Source organism: Symbiobacterium thermophilum IAM 14863 (assembly GCF_000009905.1).
Classification (GTDB): Bacteria; Bacillota; Sulfobacillia; order Symbiobacteriales; family Symbiobacteriaceae; genus Symbiobacterium; species Symbiobacterium thermophilum.
On the sequence record NC_006177.1, the window covers coordinates 2,005,535 to 2,020,288 of the forward strand.

General features: G+C 67.8%; 13 protein-coding genes. 5 read left to right on the plus strand and 8 right to left on the minus strand.

Going from position 1 to position 14,754, the window contains the following annotated elements:
• Window positions 1-2: 2 nt before the first annotated feature.
• From aroQ to STH_RS09400, 5 genes are all read right to left on the minus strand, one after another.
• On the minus strand, window positions 3-461 hold the full coding sequence (gene aroQ / locus STH_RS09380) for a type II 3-dehydroquinate dehydratase (protein ID WP_011195994.1): 459 nt from the start codon (window positions 459-461) through the stop codon (window positions 3-5).
• Between the two features lie 172 nt (window positions 462-633).
• On the minus strand, window positions 634-2,031 hold the full coding sequence (locus STH_RS09385) for an ISLre2-like element ISSyth3 family transposase (protein WP_011195728.1): 1,398 nt from the start codon (window positions 2,029-2,031) through the stop codon (window positions 634-636).
• 144 nt (window positions 2,032-2,175) lie between these two features.
• A complete protein-coding gene (locus STH_RS09390; protein WP_011195995.1) occupies window positions 2,176-3,372 on the minus strand; it encodes a rhomboid family intramembrane serine protease in 1,197 nt (398 codons plus the stop codon).
• Between the two features lie 220 nt (window positions 3,373-3,592).
• A complete protein-coding gene (locus STH_RS09395) occupies window positions 3,593-4,216 on the minus strand; it encodes a cation transporter (protein WP_011195996.1) in 624 nt (207 codons plus the stop codon).
• A gap of 3 nt (window positions 4,217-4,219) precedes the next feature.
• Window positions 4,220-4,930, minus strand: a complete 711-nt coding sequence (locus tag STH_RS09400) for a diacylglycerol/polyprenol kinase family protein (protein WP_043713855.1) — start codon at window positions 4,928-4,930, stop codon at window positions 4,220-4,222.
• 436 nt (window positions 4,931-5,366) lie between these two features.
• Here STH_RS09400 and STH_RS09405 point away from each other — a divergent pair, with 436 nt between their 5' ends.
• The gene (locus STH_RS09405; protein WP_242654613.1) at window positions 5,367-6,104 is read left to right on the plus strand and encodes a DUF5694 domain-containing protein; all 738 of its coding nucleotides are present in this window, start codon (window positions 5,367-5,369) and stop codon (window positions 6,102-6,104) included.
• 732 nt (window positions 6,105-6,836) lie between these two features.
• Here STH_RS09405 and STH_RS09410 read toward each other — a convergent pair.
• Window positions 6,837-8,015 carry a glycine C-acetyltransferase gene (locus STH_RS09410; protein WP_011195999.1) on the minus strand — a complete coding sequence of 393 codons (1,179 nt, stop codon included), beginning with the start codon at window positions 8,013-8,015 and terminating at the stop codon, window positions 6,837-6,839.
• Window positions 8,016-8,040: 25 nt separating this feature from the next.
• A complete protein-coding gene (gene tdh / locus STH_RS09415) occupies window positions 8,041-9,096 on the minus strand; it encodes an L-threonine 3-dehydrogenase (RefSeq protein ID WP_011196000.1) in 1,056 nt (351 codons plus the stop codon).
• A 263-nt stretch (window positions 9,097-9,359) separates the two neighbouring features.
• Between tdh and STH_RS17230 the strand changes: the two genes are divergently transcribed.
• The gene (locus STH_RS17230) at window positions 9,360-11,036 is read left to right on the plus strand and encodes a methyl-accepting chemotaxis protein (RefSeq protein WP_050742205.1); all 1,677 of its coding nucleotides are present in this window, start codon (window positions 9,360-9,362) and stop codon (window positions 11,034-11,036) included.
• A gap of 28 nt (window positions 11,037-11,064) precedes the next feature.
• Here the strand turns inward: STH_RS17230 and STH_RS09425 are convergent, their stop codons facing one another.
• Complete coding sequence (locus tag STH_RS09425; RefSeq protein ID WP_011196002.1) at window positions 11,065-11,907, minus strand: SDR family oxidoreductase; 843 nt, start codon at window positions 11,905-11,907, stop codon at window positions 11,065-11,067.
• A 268-nt stretch (window positions 11,908-12,175) separates the two neighbouring features.
• On the opposite strand from STH_RS09425, the gene STH_RS09430 reads away from it, so the two are divergent.
• The 3 genes from STH_RS09430 (at window position 12,176) to STH_RS09440 (ending at window position 14,727) form a co-directional block, all read left to right on the plus strand.
• Complete coding sequence (locus STH_RS09430; protein WP_011196003.1) at window positions 12,176-12,673, plus strand: acyl-CoA thioesterase; 498 nt, start codon at window positions 12,176-12,178, stop codon at window positions 12,671-12,673.
• Window positions 12,674-12,737: 64 nt separating this feature from the next.
• Window positions 12,738-13,364: a 5' nucleotidase, NT5C type gene (locus STH_RS09435; protein WP_011196004.1), complete on the plus strand. Its 627-nt coding sequence runs from the start codon at window positions 12,738-12,740 to the stop codon at window positions 13,362-13,364.
• 91 nt (window positions 13,365-13,455) lie between these two features.
• Entirely contained in the window at window positions 13,456-14,727 is a 1,272-nt protein-coding gene (locus STH_RS09440) for a putative glycoside hydrolase (protein WP_043713856.1), read from the plus strand.
• The last annotated feature ends 27 nt before the right edge of the window (window positions 14,728-14,754 follow it).

Sequence of the window (14,754 nt, forward strand, 5' to 3'; positions counted from 1 at the left end):
CGTCAGTTCCTCCTTTGTGCGCGGTCGCCCTGCAGCAGGTGCGCGAGGGCCCGCAGCCCGAGACGGTATGACTCGGCTCCGAACCCTGCGATGGTGCCTGCGGCCACCGGGGCGATGACCGAGCGGTGGCGGAACGGCTCGCGCTGGTAGATGTTGGAGAGGTGCACCTCGACCACGGGCAGGCCCACCGCGGCGACGGCGTCCCGAATCGCCAGGGAATAGTGGGTGTACGCCCCCGGGTTCAGGAGGATGCCGTCGAAGCGGCCCCGGGCGTCGTGGATGGCGTCGATGATGGCGCCCTCGTGGTTGGACTGAAACGACTCCACCTCAACCCCCAGTTCACCGGCTAGCTCCGAGAGCATGGCGTCGATCTCTGACAGGGTGGTGGAGCCGTAGACCTCGGGCTCGCGCGTGCCCAGCAGGTTGAGGTTCGGGCCATGGATGACCAGGATGCGTACCATGGGCCGGGCCTCCTCTCCAACGAAACCTGCATTATCGTACCAAAATCTTGCTCCGGCGCGCAAGAGGCGCCGCTGCGCGGGGCCTGTCAAGCCAAAGTGGGTACGTCTCACTTCCAAAAGTGTTCTGTATAAATCTGGTTCTTGAACGGACGCTGACTACCGTTCTCGTTTTTTACCTGGTCACCAGACCCGCAAACCCCCTGAACGTCTTGGAGTATCCTCCGCTGTTGTTGCGACCGGCGTTCAGGATCGGCATGCGTGCATGCCGGGCAGCATCGACTCCCCGGCCTACGGTCTCACGAACCCGATGGCGGACTTTCTCCGCAGCCGCGTTCACAGATTCAAGCCCCAACGCACGCTCAACGTACTGTACGGCCCCCCGTAAAGCGCCGCGATAATATGCTGCCATCACCTGCAGCATTGCCATCAGGCCACTTTCCGACCAGCTCCGCCCCACCTTCCGCAGCCGTGCCGAATACCGCTCCACCGCCCCTTCCGCGGCGCCCACGCCGCGTAACCCCTCAACGTTGACGCCCCGCTCTTGCAGCCGAATACGGTAATCTCGAATTGACTCCGGCATCGTCCTGAGGTCGGCCAGCAGCCGGCGCATCTTCCCACGACGATCCGTGTCGGTCTCGGCTTTATGCGCTTCATCCAGCACCGCCAGCAACCGTCCAGCATCGTTTGCTTCAAGTGCAGCGTGTGCCTGCTCTAAGCGCTGGGGCCGGTGGCGCAGCACATGGTTTAACTCCCGCTTCAGGTGGAACCGATCGATCTGGTACAGCGCCTTGGGAAACCACGTCACGCCCTCCCGGATCCACAACGCCCGGTCCCCGTTGATGATCACCCAGGTCTCGCTTAGGTCGTACTCGCTCTCCAGAAGCTCGCTCAACTGCTCCCAGCTATCCCTGCCCGGTTCGGGCACGAAATCGCGCCGGTTCACCAGGCTGTACTCCTTACTACCTGGGCCTCGCTGGATCCAACCCTCATGAATCACAAACAGCCGGACTTCTGCCTTCTTGCCACGCTGACGAGCTGGCCAGAACCCGTCTGCCTCGATGAACAAGACCCGCACACGTCGGGTACCGGCCAACGTCATCTGCTGCTGTTTTTCCGCCGCTGCAAGCGCCCTTCCGGTCTGCAGGTTCCACTGCCGAATCGCTTCATGGCTGACAAACACCTGGCAATCCCGCCGCTCCAGCTCTGCCGCAGCACCCCGGTACGATCCAGCTGTCACAGACGCTTCAACCGCATCTGCCCTTACCGAGTCACTCACCCGCTGCCGTTTCGCTATTCCCAACACCTCATCCAGCAGGAACACGAAACGCTCTTCCTCGCGGTCCCAGTAGTAGCGGCGCTGGAACGTGATCGGCCCGAACTTGGTGACGACGCTTCGGGACCGCATTTCCTTGTACACATACCGACTCGGGTCTCGGCTCTCGTACAGCGCCGTGTCAATCGCAGAGAGCGCCTCGACCAAAGCCTCGCGGAAGCAGTCGAGTGTCTGTTGCCAAGCCAAACGTTCAATCTCCTGAAAGGAGAAATCCACCGCAGCACGAATTTGCTCCATGACGAGAGATGACCCTCCTCGTGTTGGTATTGGCCAATCTCAACACTTTGGAAGGGCACATCTCTCGTCCTGCTATTTCAGGAGAAAAAATGTGTTGTACCCACGAAAACTTTACTCACACCGCTGCGCGCCTCCGTCCGTCTCCTACGGCAACAGCGTCGACACGTGCTTCAGGGGCAGGACGCCCGCCACCACCAGGCCGACCAGCACGCCCAGGGCCGGGGCGGCCAACTGCCGCCAGCCGCCGCGCTCGCCCGGAACCCCGGCCACGAACGCCGCCAGCAGTCCGCCCAGGAGGCCGCCGATGTGCGCGTAGTTGTCCACCCGCCCGTACACGAAGCCGAATAGCAGGTTGATGGCCACCGGAGCCAGCAGCCCCTGCCAGTCGACGCGCCGGTTGCGGACGGTGGTGGCGAAGTAGATCAGCGCGCCCATCAGCCCCAGGATCGCGCCCGACGCCCCGACGCTGATCACCAGGCCGGGACGCACGGCGACCGAGGCCACCCCGCCGATCACGCCGGCCACGAAGTAGATGAACAGCATCCGCGCGGAGCCGTAGATCAGCTCGCAGTAACGGCCCACCTGCCAGAAGGCCCACATGTTGAACGCCAGGTGCATCGCGCCGCCGTGGAGGAACAGGTGGCTCACCAGCCGCCACTGCTGCGTCCGCTCGGCCAGCGTGAGCAGGCTGTAGTTCGCGCCCCAGATCACCAGGGACAGGGTGTCCGGCCCGCTGATCAGGTTCAGCAGCCCGCCGCCCATCCACACCGTCCAGAGGTAGTAGGCCACGGTCAGGGCCAGGATCAGCCGTGTCGCGGGAAACCGGTCCAGCCCCGGCCAGGGGCGCCGGGCCTCGTACCGCGGGCGGACCTCCACGAACCGCCGCTCGGGCGTCTCGGGCACATCGGTGAGGATGCGGGCCACGGCCTCATCCACCGGAGGGAACCCGGTGTGCTGGTCCAGCAGCCCCACCGCCAGATCCGCCGACCAGGGGATCACGCCCCACCGTTCCCCGGGGTCCCGCTCCTCCAGCGCGGCGATCGCCTCCGCCTCCTCCTCGCCCACCGTACGGTCGAAGGGGAACAGCAGGATCATGTGCCAGACCTCGTCGCCGCGCGCCTCCCGCACCCACGCCCCGCAGGCTTGGGCCAGGGACTCCCGCTCCTGCGGGTCGCTCGGGTTCAGCTCTGCGGCCAGCGCGAGCAGCAGCCTCCCCCACTCCTCCTGCCGGGAGACCAGCAGCGCCAGACGTCCCTGCAGCTCCGGCGGCACGGCCTGCACCTCGAAGCCCCTGTCCGCCAGCTGGCTGCCGACCGATTCCACATATGCCGAGTAGTTCACGGCCCACCTCCGATACGGCCGACGGCGCGAGCGCCATCGCCCGGAAAGCTGTCCTTATCGAATTCACCGCCTGCCACGGGCTTACCTTTCCCCGGCGGCAGATTCGCCCGACCGGGTGGCCCCGCCTGCCCGGCCCGGCGCCTCCCGCCCCTGAGGCCCGCCGGATCACGCCGAATCCCGTCCCGCCGAATCCGACCGGGCGCTCAACAAGCGCTGCGGTCTATACCGTGCGCTCCGCCCGCGATCCGCCGCGCACGATCAGGACGCCGCTGATCACCATGTAGAGGGCCACCGCGGCGGAACCGCCCAGGTCGACGTAGCGCGCCGCCGGGGAGGCGGGCGCCAGGGCCAGGGTGGCCAGCGCGGCTGTCACGCAGCCGTCCACCAGGGTCTTCGCGCGGTAGAGCCGGCTCTGCGCCGCCAGGATGGCGCTGGGCTCACGCCGGTCCAGGGTGCGGTACCGGAACCAGAACCAGCCGTTGGTCGTCACGCCCAGGCCGGCGATGACCAGCCCCGGGATGACGTTGCCCTTCTCCGCGCCGCCGCTGAACAGCGCCAGCACCAGCATGGCCGCGCCCGAGAGACACATGGCCCCGCCGACGAACCCGTTGGCGGTTCGCTCCAGCCGCCGGCGGCGCGCGGAGTCCGGCTCGCCGCCGCGGCGCAGGACGCGGTAGACGGCCCAGGAGACCACGATGGCCGCGAGCTCCGCCGTACGGCGGATGAAGTCCGCCAACTGGGTGGAGGAACGGCCGATCAGGAGCCCGGCCCCGACGACGATGGGGCCGGGAGAACTGAGCAGGACCGAGAACGGGAGGGTGCGCTCCCCGCTCTGCCCCTTCACCCCTCACACCCCCAGTGCCCGCACCAGCGGAATCAGCACCGCGGCCGCCGCAAACGGGCAGGTGATGGTGTCCATGCCGTCCCGGGTGCAGAGTTCCACGGCAGCGGAAACGGCGGCCGTCACCGCGGCGATGGGCGCCGAAACCCGCCAGTTCCCGGCGCTGTGGACCAGGAGGACGGCCAGCACCGACAGGAACGACACCAGGAACATGGCCAGCGTCCCCTCGACGCTCTTGCGCCCCTCCACGAGTCTTCCCTCAATAAAATGCGACCCGAAACGCTTGCCCACCAGCGCGGCTGCGGCGTCGCCCAGGCCCCAGGCCATCACCGAGGCTGTCACGAGGTACCGCTCGCCGAGCCAGCCCCAGCCCACGGCGGCCAGGGTCGCGTACATGGCAAAGACAACGACCAGGCTGCGCTTGATCTCACCGGCCTTGCGCTCGGTGAGCAGCTGCGAGTAACCCGGCAACCGTTCCGCGGCCGCGAGCGCCGGGTAGACTGCCGCCACGAACAGGACCGCGGCGAGGGCCGAGGCCGTCCACGTCCCGAAGCCGTACAGGAAAACGAACAGGGAACCCAGGAGGATCAGATGCAGGGTCTTGCGGAACACCTCCGCCGGTACCCGGACGAACCGGCGCAGGGCCAGCGCCCCGATCACGCAGAGGCCGTAGTAGACCACGAGTTTGCCGAAGCCCGCAACAAGGTCAGTGAGCATGTCGTATCCTCCGTTGGTCCCGCAGGGTATGTCCGGCTCCGGAGTAGAGACAGAGGCGACGCGCTTCACGGGTGGTTGGACACCCATCGCCGCGCGCCCCGGCGGTCAGGAAAGCTTCACGCCTGCTTTGTCGATACAACTCATCATTTGAGGTTAAACCAACTTGCCGGGTTGCTGCAACACCCCACAAGGCGGCGATCCATGAAAAAAGCCCCCTTGCCCGGGGCGCTCAGCGGATCCCAGGCGAAGGGGAGCGTCCGTGGACCATGTCGCCTGTCCCTGTCCTGTGTCTCACGGCCCGCGCCGCTGGGCAGCAGGCGATCGTCGCGCATGGGCGAATGAGTTTTCTGACCGGACGGGCGGGGGGGATGGTACTGCGCCCCCTCCCCGCCTGCCGGCGCGCTGACTCGACACCTGCGGGAGGGATGGCTGCTTGGTGCAGGAGCGTGCACAGGTCATGGTCCTGGGCACTTTCCACATGGAAAACCCGAACCTGGATTACGTCAAGACCGGCTACGGGGACGTGCTCAGCGAGCCGTACCAGCAGCAGATTCAGGAAGTGGTGGCCCGGCTGCTCCGCTACCGCCCGACGCACGTGGCGGTGGAAGCTCCACCTGACGCGGCGCCCGCGCTGCAGGAGCGCTACGACCAGTACCGTGCCGGGGGGTACACGCTGGGCCGGAACGAGATCGATCAGCTGGGCTTTCGCACGGCCGCGGCGATGGGCCATTCCCGCATCTTCGGCATCGACTACCGGCTGGACTTGGATTTCAGCGCCGTCCTGGACGAGGCTGGGAAGCTGGGGTTGACGGGCTTCCTGAACGCGTTTGAGCGCATGACCAGGAGCGTGGCAGAAGCGCAGGAGAGGGCCGAGGCCGACGGCGGCGTCCTGGGGCTGTTGCGCTACCTCAACTCCCCGGACCACGATGCCATGCACGGGGTCTATCTGCAGATCGCCGCGGTGGGGGCGGGGGCTTCGTACGTCGGGGCCCGCCTGGTCGCCGACTGGTACCGACGGAACCTGTTCATGTTCAGCCACATCGCCGACCTGGCCCGGCAGCCCGAAGACGGGATCCTGGTGCTGGTCGGCGCCGGGCATCGCCCCCTGCTCAGGCAGTTCATCACGGAATCCCCCGACCTCGAATACGTAGACCCCCTGCCCTATCTCACCTGATGCCCTTCTCTCTGCAGGCCTGCCCTTCCCCCGGACCTGCGGGAGATCTTGACTTTGCTCGTGGGCCAGGTGAAAGTTCGTCGGAGTTCCCCGGCGGTCCGCCTGCGGATTCCCCCTGGCGGCTTCAACAGGTCACGTCGCGAGCCACACTTGCGACAGACGTGCACTTCGTCCGCGGGCCAAGTGAAAGTTCGTCGTACTTCCCCTGCGGCCCGCCCGCGGATTTCCCCCTCGCGGCTTCAACAAGTCCCGTGGCGAGCCACACCTACGACCAACTTGCACTTCGCCCACAGGCCAAGTGAAAGTTCGTCGTACTTCCCCTGCGGCCCGCCCGCCGATCCCCCCTGGCGGCTTCAACACGTCACGTAGCGAGCCACACCTGCGACCAACTTACACTTCGCCCGTGGGCCAAGTGAAAGTTCGTCGTACTTCCCCGGCTGCCCGAATGGCATTCACCTCTTGACGGGCTCGTCCTACTTCCATCGTTGGGGCTCCTGTGGGTTGACCTCTCGTGGCTTCAACGAGTCCAACGTTGGGTCACACCTACGACAGATCTACGCTTGCCCCCCGGCCAACGAAAAGAGCCCGCGGCCAAACTTGGCATGGGCCAACGGGAAGGCAGGGGGCCCGGCAGACGCACACGCGCAACCAGGGCGCTGCTGAGGCGGCGCCCTGGTTGCGCGTGTCCCGGGATCAGGCTAAGCGCCAGAAAACCACGACCAGCATCCCGGACTAGATGAGCCCGAGCTCCCGGCCCACCTTCGCGAAGGCAGCCAGGGCCTCGTCCAGGTCCTCCTTCGTGTGAGCGGCGGTGACGATGGTCCGGACCCGGGCCTTGCCCCGCGGCACCGTCGGGAAGGCGATGCCCTGGGCGAAAACGCCCTCCTCCAGCAGCCGGTCGGACAGCTGCATCGCCTTGACCTCGTCGCCCACGATCACCGGGGTGATCGGCGTCTCCGACTTCCCGGTGTCGAAGCCCAACTCGGTAAGCCGCTCCTTGAAGTAGCGGGTGTTCTCCCACAGCCGGTCGATCCGCTCCGGCTCCTGCTCCATGATCTCGATGGCCTTCAGGCAGGCCGCCGCCACTCCCGGCGGATGGGACGTGGAGAAGAGGAACGGCCGGCCCTTGTGCCAGAGCAGTTCGATCAGGGCGCGCGGCCCGGCCACGTAGCCGCCCAGCACGCCCACGGCCTTCGACAGCGTGCCCACCTGCACCGTCACCCGGCCGTCCAGGCCGAAGTGGTTGACGGAGCCGCGGCCGTTCTTGCCCAGCACGCCGGAGGAGTGGGCGTCGTCCACGTAGGTCATGCAGCCGTGCTTCTCGGCCAGCTCCACGATGTCCGGCAGCGGGGCGATGTCGCCGTCCATGGAGAACACGCCGTCGGTGATGATCAGCCGGCGCCGGTACTGCCCGTCGGTCTCCTTCAGCACGCGGGCCAGGTCGTCCATGTCGGCGTGCTTGTAGCGGTGGATCTTCGCCTTGGACAGCCTGCACCCGTCGATGATGGACGCGTGGTTCAGCTCGTCGGAGATCACGGCGTCGCCCTCGCCCACCAGAACCGGGATCACGCCGGAGTTGCAGGTGAACCCCGACTGGAAGACCACGGCGGCCTCCACGTGCTTGAACTCGGCCAGCTTCTGCTCGAGCTGGTTGTGGATCGTCATGGTGCCGATGATGGTCCGGACCGCGCCGGACCCGGCGCCGTACGCCTCAGTGGCCTCGATCATCGCCTGCTTCAGGCGGGGGTCGTCGGCCAGGCCGAGGTAGTTGTTGCTGGAGAGGTTGATGACCTCCCGCCCGTCGATGATGGACCGGGGGCGCTGGGGCGACTGCAGCTCCTTCAGGGGCCGGTAGAGCCCGGCCTGCTTCAGGCCGTTGAGCTCTTCCACGAGAAAGTCCGTCAGAGCCATCCGCATTGACCTCCTCTGCGGGAAATCACGCCTTCAGGTCAGGCACCAGCACTATCTTGCCGCTCTGGCCGGAACCCATGAGCTCCATGGCGGCGTCGATCTGCTCCAGCGGCATCCGGTGCGTCACCAGCGGCCGCAGCCGCTCCGCCAGCCCGGCCCGGTAGAGGGAACGCACCTGATACCAGGTCTGCCACATCCGGCGGCCGGTGATGCCCTGCAGCACCAGGCCCCGCATGATCACGTCCGCTGCCAGGTCCAGCTCCAGCGGCCGGCCGGGCAGACCGAGGAGCGAGATGCGGGCGCCGTTGCGGGCGGCCTTCAGCCCCTGCCGGATGGCGGTGGGGTTACCCGACATCTCCAGCACCACGTCGGCGCCGTAGCCGCGGGTGTAGCTGCGCACCACCTCGACCGGATCCTGCTTCGTGGGGTTGATGAGCACGTCGGCCCCCAGCTGGCCCGCCAGCTGCAGCCGGTATTCGTTGATGTCCATCGCCATCACGATCTCCGCGCCGGCCATCTTGGCCACGGGGACCGACATGATGCCGATGGGGCCGCAGCCGGTGATCAGCACGGACCGGGCGGTGAGGTCGCCGTTCAGGGCCGTGTGGACCGCGTTGCCCAGCGGCTCCTGAATCGACTGCAGCTCAAAGGGGATGTCCTTGTCGTTCACCCAGATGTTCTGCTCCGGCACCGCGACGTACTCGGCGAAGGCGCCGTCCGTGTCCACCCCCAGGATCTTCGTGTTCTCGCAGAGGTGGTACTCCCCCATGTGGCAGCGGGGACAGCGGTTGCAAACAATGTGCGTTTCGGCAGAGACGTAGTCGCCCACCTTGCATGCGGTGACCTCGCGGCCGACGGCCACCACCTCACCGGCCAGCTCGTGCCCAATGGTGAGCGGCGGCTTCACCCGGCCCGCGGACCACGGATCCCAGGTGTAGATGTGGTAGTCCGTGCCGCAGATCGAGGCCGCCCGGACCTTCACCAGGACGTCGCGGGGGCCGATGGTCGGGATCGGAACCTCCTGCAGTGTCGCGCCAGGACCAGCTTCCAGTTTTCGCAAAGCACGCATCGTTTCTGCCACGGCTGCCCACCTTCTTTTGCCCCGCGGGCATGGATGCCGCAGGGAGGTTTGATGGCTACCCCTCACTACTGTATATCACTTGCGCGAGCAGTCGCAAGGGTACGCGGGATCGGCGCGCCGCACGCTCCCGCCACACGCAGAAGACCTTCATTTTCAAAGAGGTAGAAGGAACCACAGGTCTCATGATCCAATTCTGTCCACTCTGATAGTATCTATAGACGCGAAATGTCTAGCTATTTATGTTAGGTATGGAGGGCTCCGCTATGGGTCTGCGAGACCGGCTTCAGCGCTATGAGCAGGCGACCAACCGGACCGTCACCCTCATCCTGTGGATCTGCCTGGCGCTGGTGGTGGCCACCATGCTGCCCCTCGCCGGGCGGACGGGGCTCCCCCGGGGACCGTTCCTCGGCTGGGCCCTGGGCGCGGCCGTCCTGCACACCGCCGCGACCGTACTGGTTCACGCCGGGTGGGCGCCGCGCGGGCAGAAGTTCGTGCTGATCGGCCTGCTCGCCGCGGTGCTGATCGGCATCGCCTTCCTGGTGCCCGGTTCCAACCAGCACATCGGGATCTGGTTCCTGCTGCCGACGCTCGCCGGCCTTTACGTCGAGCGCTGGGTCTCCGTCGTCGGCACGCTCCTGGCCCTGGCGGGCTGGGGCGCCGTCCTGCTGTTCCACCCGCCGGACGTGCCGCCTTCGATCACGCTTGGCCGCATCGGCCTCGTGGGCGGCGTCATGCTGGCCCTCGTCGGCATGGGCATCTACGCGATCGCCTGGCGCAGCCGGCAGCTGCTCGAAGCGCTCGCCGAGGCCGCCGCCCAGGAGGACGTCCTGCATCGGCTCGACGCCGTGGTCGCCGGGGCGCGCCGGACCACCCGGGAGGTGTCGGCCGCGGTGGCCGATCTGGCCCGGGCGGGCGAGGACGTGCGCACGGAGATCGAGGTGCGGCTGCGCCCCACGGTTCTGCGGCTCACCCAGGCCAGCGGGGACGCGCGGTCCGCAGCCGCGGAGAGCCACGACGCCCTCGTGGAGCTCACCCGCAGCGTCTCCGCCGTGTCCGAGGGGGCGCGCACGCAGGCCGCGCACACCGACCGCGCCCTCGCGCTGAGCCGGAGCATGAGCGAGGTGGCGGACGCAATCACCGCCCTGGCCGGGGAGGTGGCGGCGCAGGCCGAGCAGGCGCGCCGGGCAGTGGACGATGGCCGCCGGTCGGTGGAACGCGCCGCGGAGGGCACGGCCCGCCTCGCCCAGGCCACGGCGGAGGCCGCCGACGCCATGGTGCAGCTGGCGGGCTACTCGGCGCAGATCGGCCAGGTGGTCACGACCATCGAACAGTTTGCGGGCCAGACCCGCATGCTGGCGCTGAACGCCGCGATCGAGGCCGCGCGCGCCGGCGCCGCGGGCCGGGGGTTCGCCGTGGTAGCCGACGAGGTGGGCAAGCTGGCCGCGCAGTCCAGCCAGGCGGCGGCCGAGATCGGCCGGCTGATCGGCCGGGTCCAGTCCGGGATCGCGGCGGCGCAGTCCGTCATGTCCGGCGCCCGGGAACTGGCCGCCGAGGGCCTCGCCCTCTCGGCTTCCACCGGCAAGAGCCTGGCGGAGCTTCAGGCCGCGGTGGGCCTCACCGCCGACCGGATGGCCGCCATCACGGCGCAGACGGCCCACCTGTCCGACCACAGCCACCAGCTGGCCGAGGCCCTGGACCAGCTCACCGCCATCGCGCACGAGAACTCCGCAGCGGCGGAGCAGATGGCCGCCACGGCGGAGCAACTCGCCGCAGGTGCGCGCGTCGCGGCGGAGACCGCGTCCACCAGCGCTGCGGTGGCCGACGAGGTGGCCCGGGCGGCCGATGCCCTGTCCGACCTCACGGCCATATCCAGCGCCGGCGTGGAGCGGCTCCGCCGCGCGGCTCACGATCTGTCCGCGGCCATCTCCAATAATCGGTAGGCGCGGCTCACCGGGCGCCCACGATCCGCTACTCGCCCCGGGACAGGGCGTAGCGCATGCCCGCGATGGCCCCGCCGTCCACCAGCAGGTCCGTCCCGGTGATGAACGAGGCAGCGGGGCTGACCAGGAACTCGACCGCGGCGGCGATGTCGTCCGGCGTGCCGATGCGCCCGGTGCCTGAGGCGGCGATCATCGCGCGAATCATGTCCCCGGACGGGCCGCTGAGCTCCTCCTGTCCCATGGGCGTCGAGATGATGCCCGGGCTCACCGAGACGACCCGCGCGCCCTTGCGCCCCCACGCCAGGGACGCCCACTGCACCCGCAACTGGTTCGCCCGCTTGGCAATACTGTAGGCGGCGCCCCGGTCCAGCTTCTGCGGGTCGAGCACCGGAAGCGAGGCCAGCTGGTCGGTGGGCGTGGCGGCCAGGGCCCGCTCCACCTCCGGCGGCAGGGTGGCCATGGCCCCGGCCATGCTCGCGATGCACACGGCGACGCTCTGCGGCCCCGCGAGCCGGAGGAACTCGTCCAGCACCAGCGCTGTGCCGACCACGTCCACGGCGATCACCCGCTCGGGCGGCGCCTGGACCGGCGAGACGCCGGCGGTGTGGACCAGAATCCGGAACGTGCCCAGCGTCTCGGCCGTGTCGGCCAGGCTCTTCACCGCGGCCGGATCCGACACGTCGGTCTGCTGGGCGTGCACGTCGAAGCCCTCGCCCTCAAGCTGTTTGACGGCCTGCTGCAGCACGGTCTCCGAGTAGTCGGCCAGCAGCACCCGCCGGCCGGGCCCCAGACGGCGCGCAATGGCGACGCCCATGCCTCCCGCGCCGGTGATGACCACGACCTCGCGCGCTGGCGTGCCCATCCCGTTCATGTGCATTCCTCCCCTTTCGTACACACCAGGATTCCCTCCACACCGCGGGCACAACCCACGACGGCATGACTGGTTCCTTGCTTCCAATTCTACCATATAGATATTTCGGGTCAACAAAATAACTCGCATGCGCTGAAAGCGTCATGCACCGGCCGGGCCAACAGGGACCCATCAGGTAGACCCCGAACATCTATGACTGGGACGTTCAACGGCTGCGTGCTTCGCGTCCCGCACCCGCCACCTGCGCAGCGAGAGGTGAGATTCTGCCATGCACACGCCCGAACAGCACCTGGAGCCCAAGCCCGCCCGCCTGAGCGCCTGCGAGATGACGGAGATCGTCATGCCCAACGACGCCAACCCGCTGGGCATCATGCTCGGCGGGCGGCTGCTGCACATCATGGACATCGCCGCGACCATCGCCGCGATGCGCCACGCCGGCCATCCCTGCGTCACCACCTCCTTCGACTCGGTCGACTTCCACACGCCCATCCACATCGGCGAGGTCTGCATCGTGAGGGCGCGGGTGACCTGGACCGGCCGCACCTCGCTGGAAGTGGGCATCGACGTCTTCGCGGAATCGCCCATCAAGGGCGAGCGGCGTCACACGACGTCGGCGTTTGCGACCTTCGTCGCCCTGGACCAGGAGACCGGCCGGCCGACGCGGGTGCCGCCGCTGCTCCTCGAAACCGACGAGGACCGGCGTTGCTTCGCCGAAGGCGAACAGCGGCGGCAGCTGAGGCTGGCGCGCCGGCACGCCAGGGGTTGACAGTCGGCTTCTGTCACCTTGCGGGGCATACTCATGAAAGCACAACCCCGCGGAGGTGACGCGCGTGGCCAGGCCGATCCTGCTCTTTGACCTGGACGGCGTCTGCTGCAACCTGATGAAGAAGTGGCTGGCCGTGTACAACCGGGACTACCACGACAACCTGCGCCCCGAAGACATCACCTCGTGGGACTGGGAGACATTCGTCAAGCCGGAGTGCGGCAAGCGGATCTACCATTACCTGAACCGCCCCGGCTTCTTCGCCGACCTGGAGCCCATCGAGGGCTGCGTGGAGTCGCTGGGGCGGCTCGCGGCGATCTGCGAGCTGGTGGTGGTCACCGCCAGCCCCCGGCAGGCCGCAGGGGACAAGATCGCCTGGGTACGCCGGCACCTGCCCATGGTGCCCAAAGGCAACATCGTCATCACCCACCGCAAGGACCTGGTGCGCGGCGACTTCATGTTCGACGACGCGCCCAAGAACCTGCGCAACCACCCCGCCATCCGCATCCTGATGGACTATCCGTACAACCGTCATTTTCACGATTGCTACCGCGTACATTCCTGGGCGGAGGCGGAGCAGTTGATCCACAGCCTCGTCGCCCGGCAGCAGGGTCGGAGCCGCCATCCGTCGGCCCAGTGGGCCATGCAGCCGGACCACGGAGACGCTTCGGGCGGCGACTCGTCCACTGTGTAAAACTGCTACCACTCCAACTTCATAACACGCAAACGAAAGCGCCCCCGGGTTCGTCTAAGGAATATCAAAGCTCGAAACCGGAGGCTGTCCGATGCGCAAGCCGTTCTTTTCCGCAGTTGTCCAGTCCGTCCTGCTTGCCTCGCTGTTCGTCACTGCCTGCAACCTCCCTTCCGGCGGGGGCGCCACGCCGCCCGGACCGTCGGGTCAGGTGCCCGTCGGGAACATCACCGGCCCCGGCGGACAGGATCCCGGCGGAACCACCGACCCCGGGGCCGACGATCCCGGCACCGCCGCCCCGGGCGGTGCGACGGACCCGGGAGCGTCCGCGGACCCCGGCGGATCCGGGAACGCACAAGCGCCGGAGAACGGCCCGCAGCCCGGTGACGGACCCGCCAGGCCCGCCCGCGAGATGCCGGACCCGGTCCGGGGGCTGCACCTCTCGGGCTGGTACGCCGGCTCGCCCGACCTGGTCTGGCCGCTCCTGGACTGGGCGAAGGAGGCCGGGATCAACACGATCGTGCTCGACCTGAAGGCCGAAGACGGGTACCTGTCCTGGGAGTCCGACCTCCCGCTCGCCCAGGAGATCGGAGCCAACATGCGCAAGATCGCCGACCTCCCCGCGTTCGTCGCCGAGGCCCACGAGCGGGGCTTCTGGGTGGCCGGCCGGATCGTGGTCATGAACGACCAGTGGCTTTACAAGGCCCGGCCCGAGTGGGCGATCCCCGGCTTTGACGGCGGCGCCTACTCCTTCATGGACCCGGCCAACGAGAACGTGTGGAAGTACAACGTCGACGTCGCCAAGGAGGCGATCGCCGCCGGCGTCGACGAGATCCAGTTCGACTACATCCGCTACTCCGAGCACCTCCGGGAAGGGTACAACGGCAAGGACACCACGGCGGAGCAGCGGACCAAGCCCATCAACGACTTCCTGCGGTACGCGATGGCCGAGCTGAAGCCGCTGGGGGTCGTGGTCGGTGCGGACGTGTTCGGCCTGACCACCTCGGTGGCCGAGGGCGACGACATGGAGATCGGCCAGGATTACCGGCAGATCGCCGAGATCGTCGACTACATCGCCCCCATGGTCTACCCCTCCCACTACGCGCCTTACACCTACGGCCTGGACAATCCCAACGCCCACCCGTACGAGACGGTGTACAACTCGATGAAGAAGGCGCTGGAGCGGACCGAGGGGCTGCCCATCGAGAAGCACCGGCCCTGGATCCAGGACTTCTCCCTGGGCGGCATCACCTACGGCGCCGCCGAGGTGATGGCGCAGGTGCAGGCGTTGAAGGACCTCGGCATTGAGTCGTTCATGCTGTGGGATCCATCCAACAAGTACAGCCGGGACGTCTCGTTCAACTGATCCAACGGACGTCCGGGCGCGGAACTC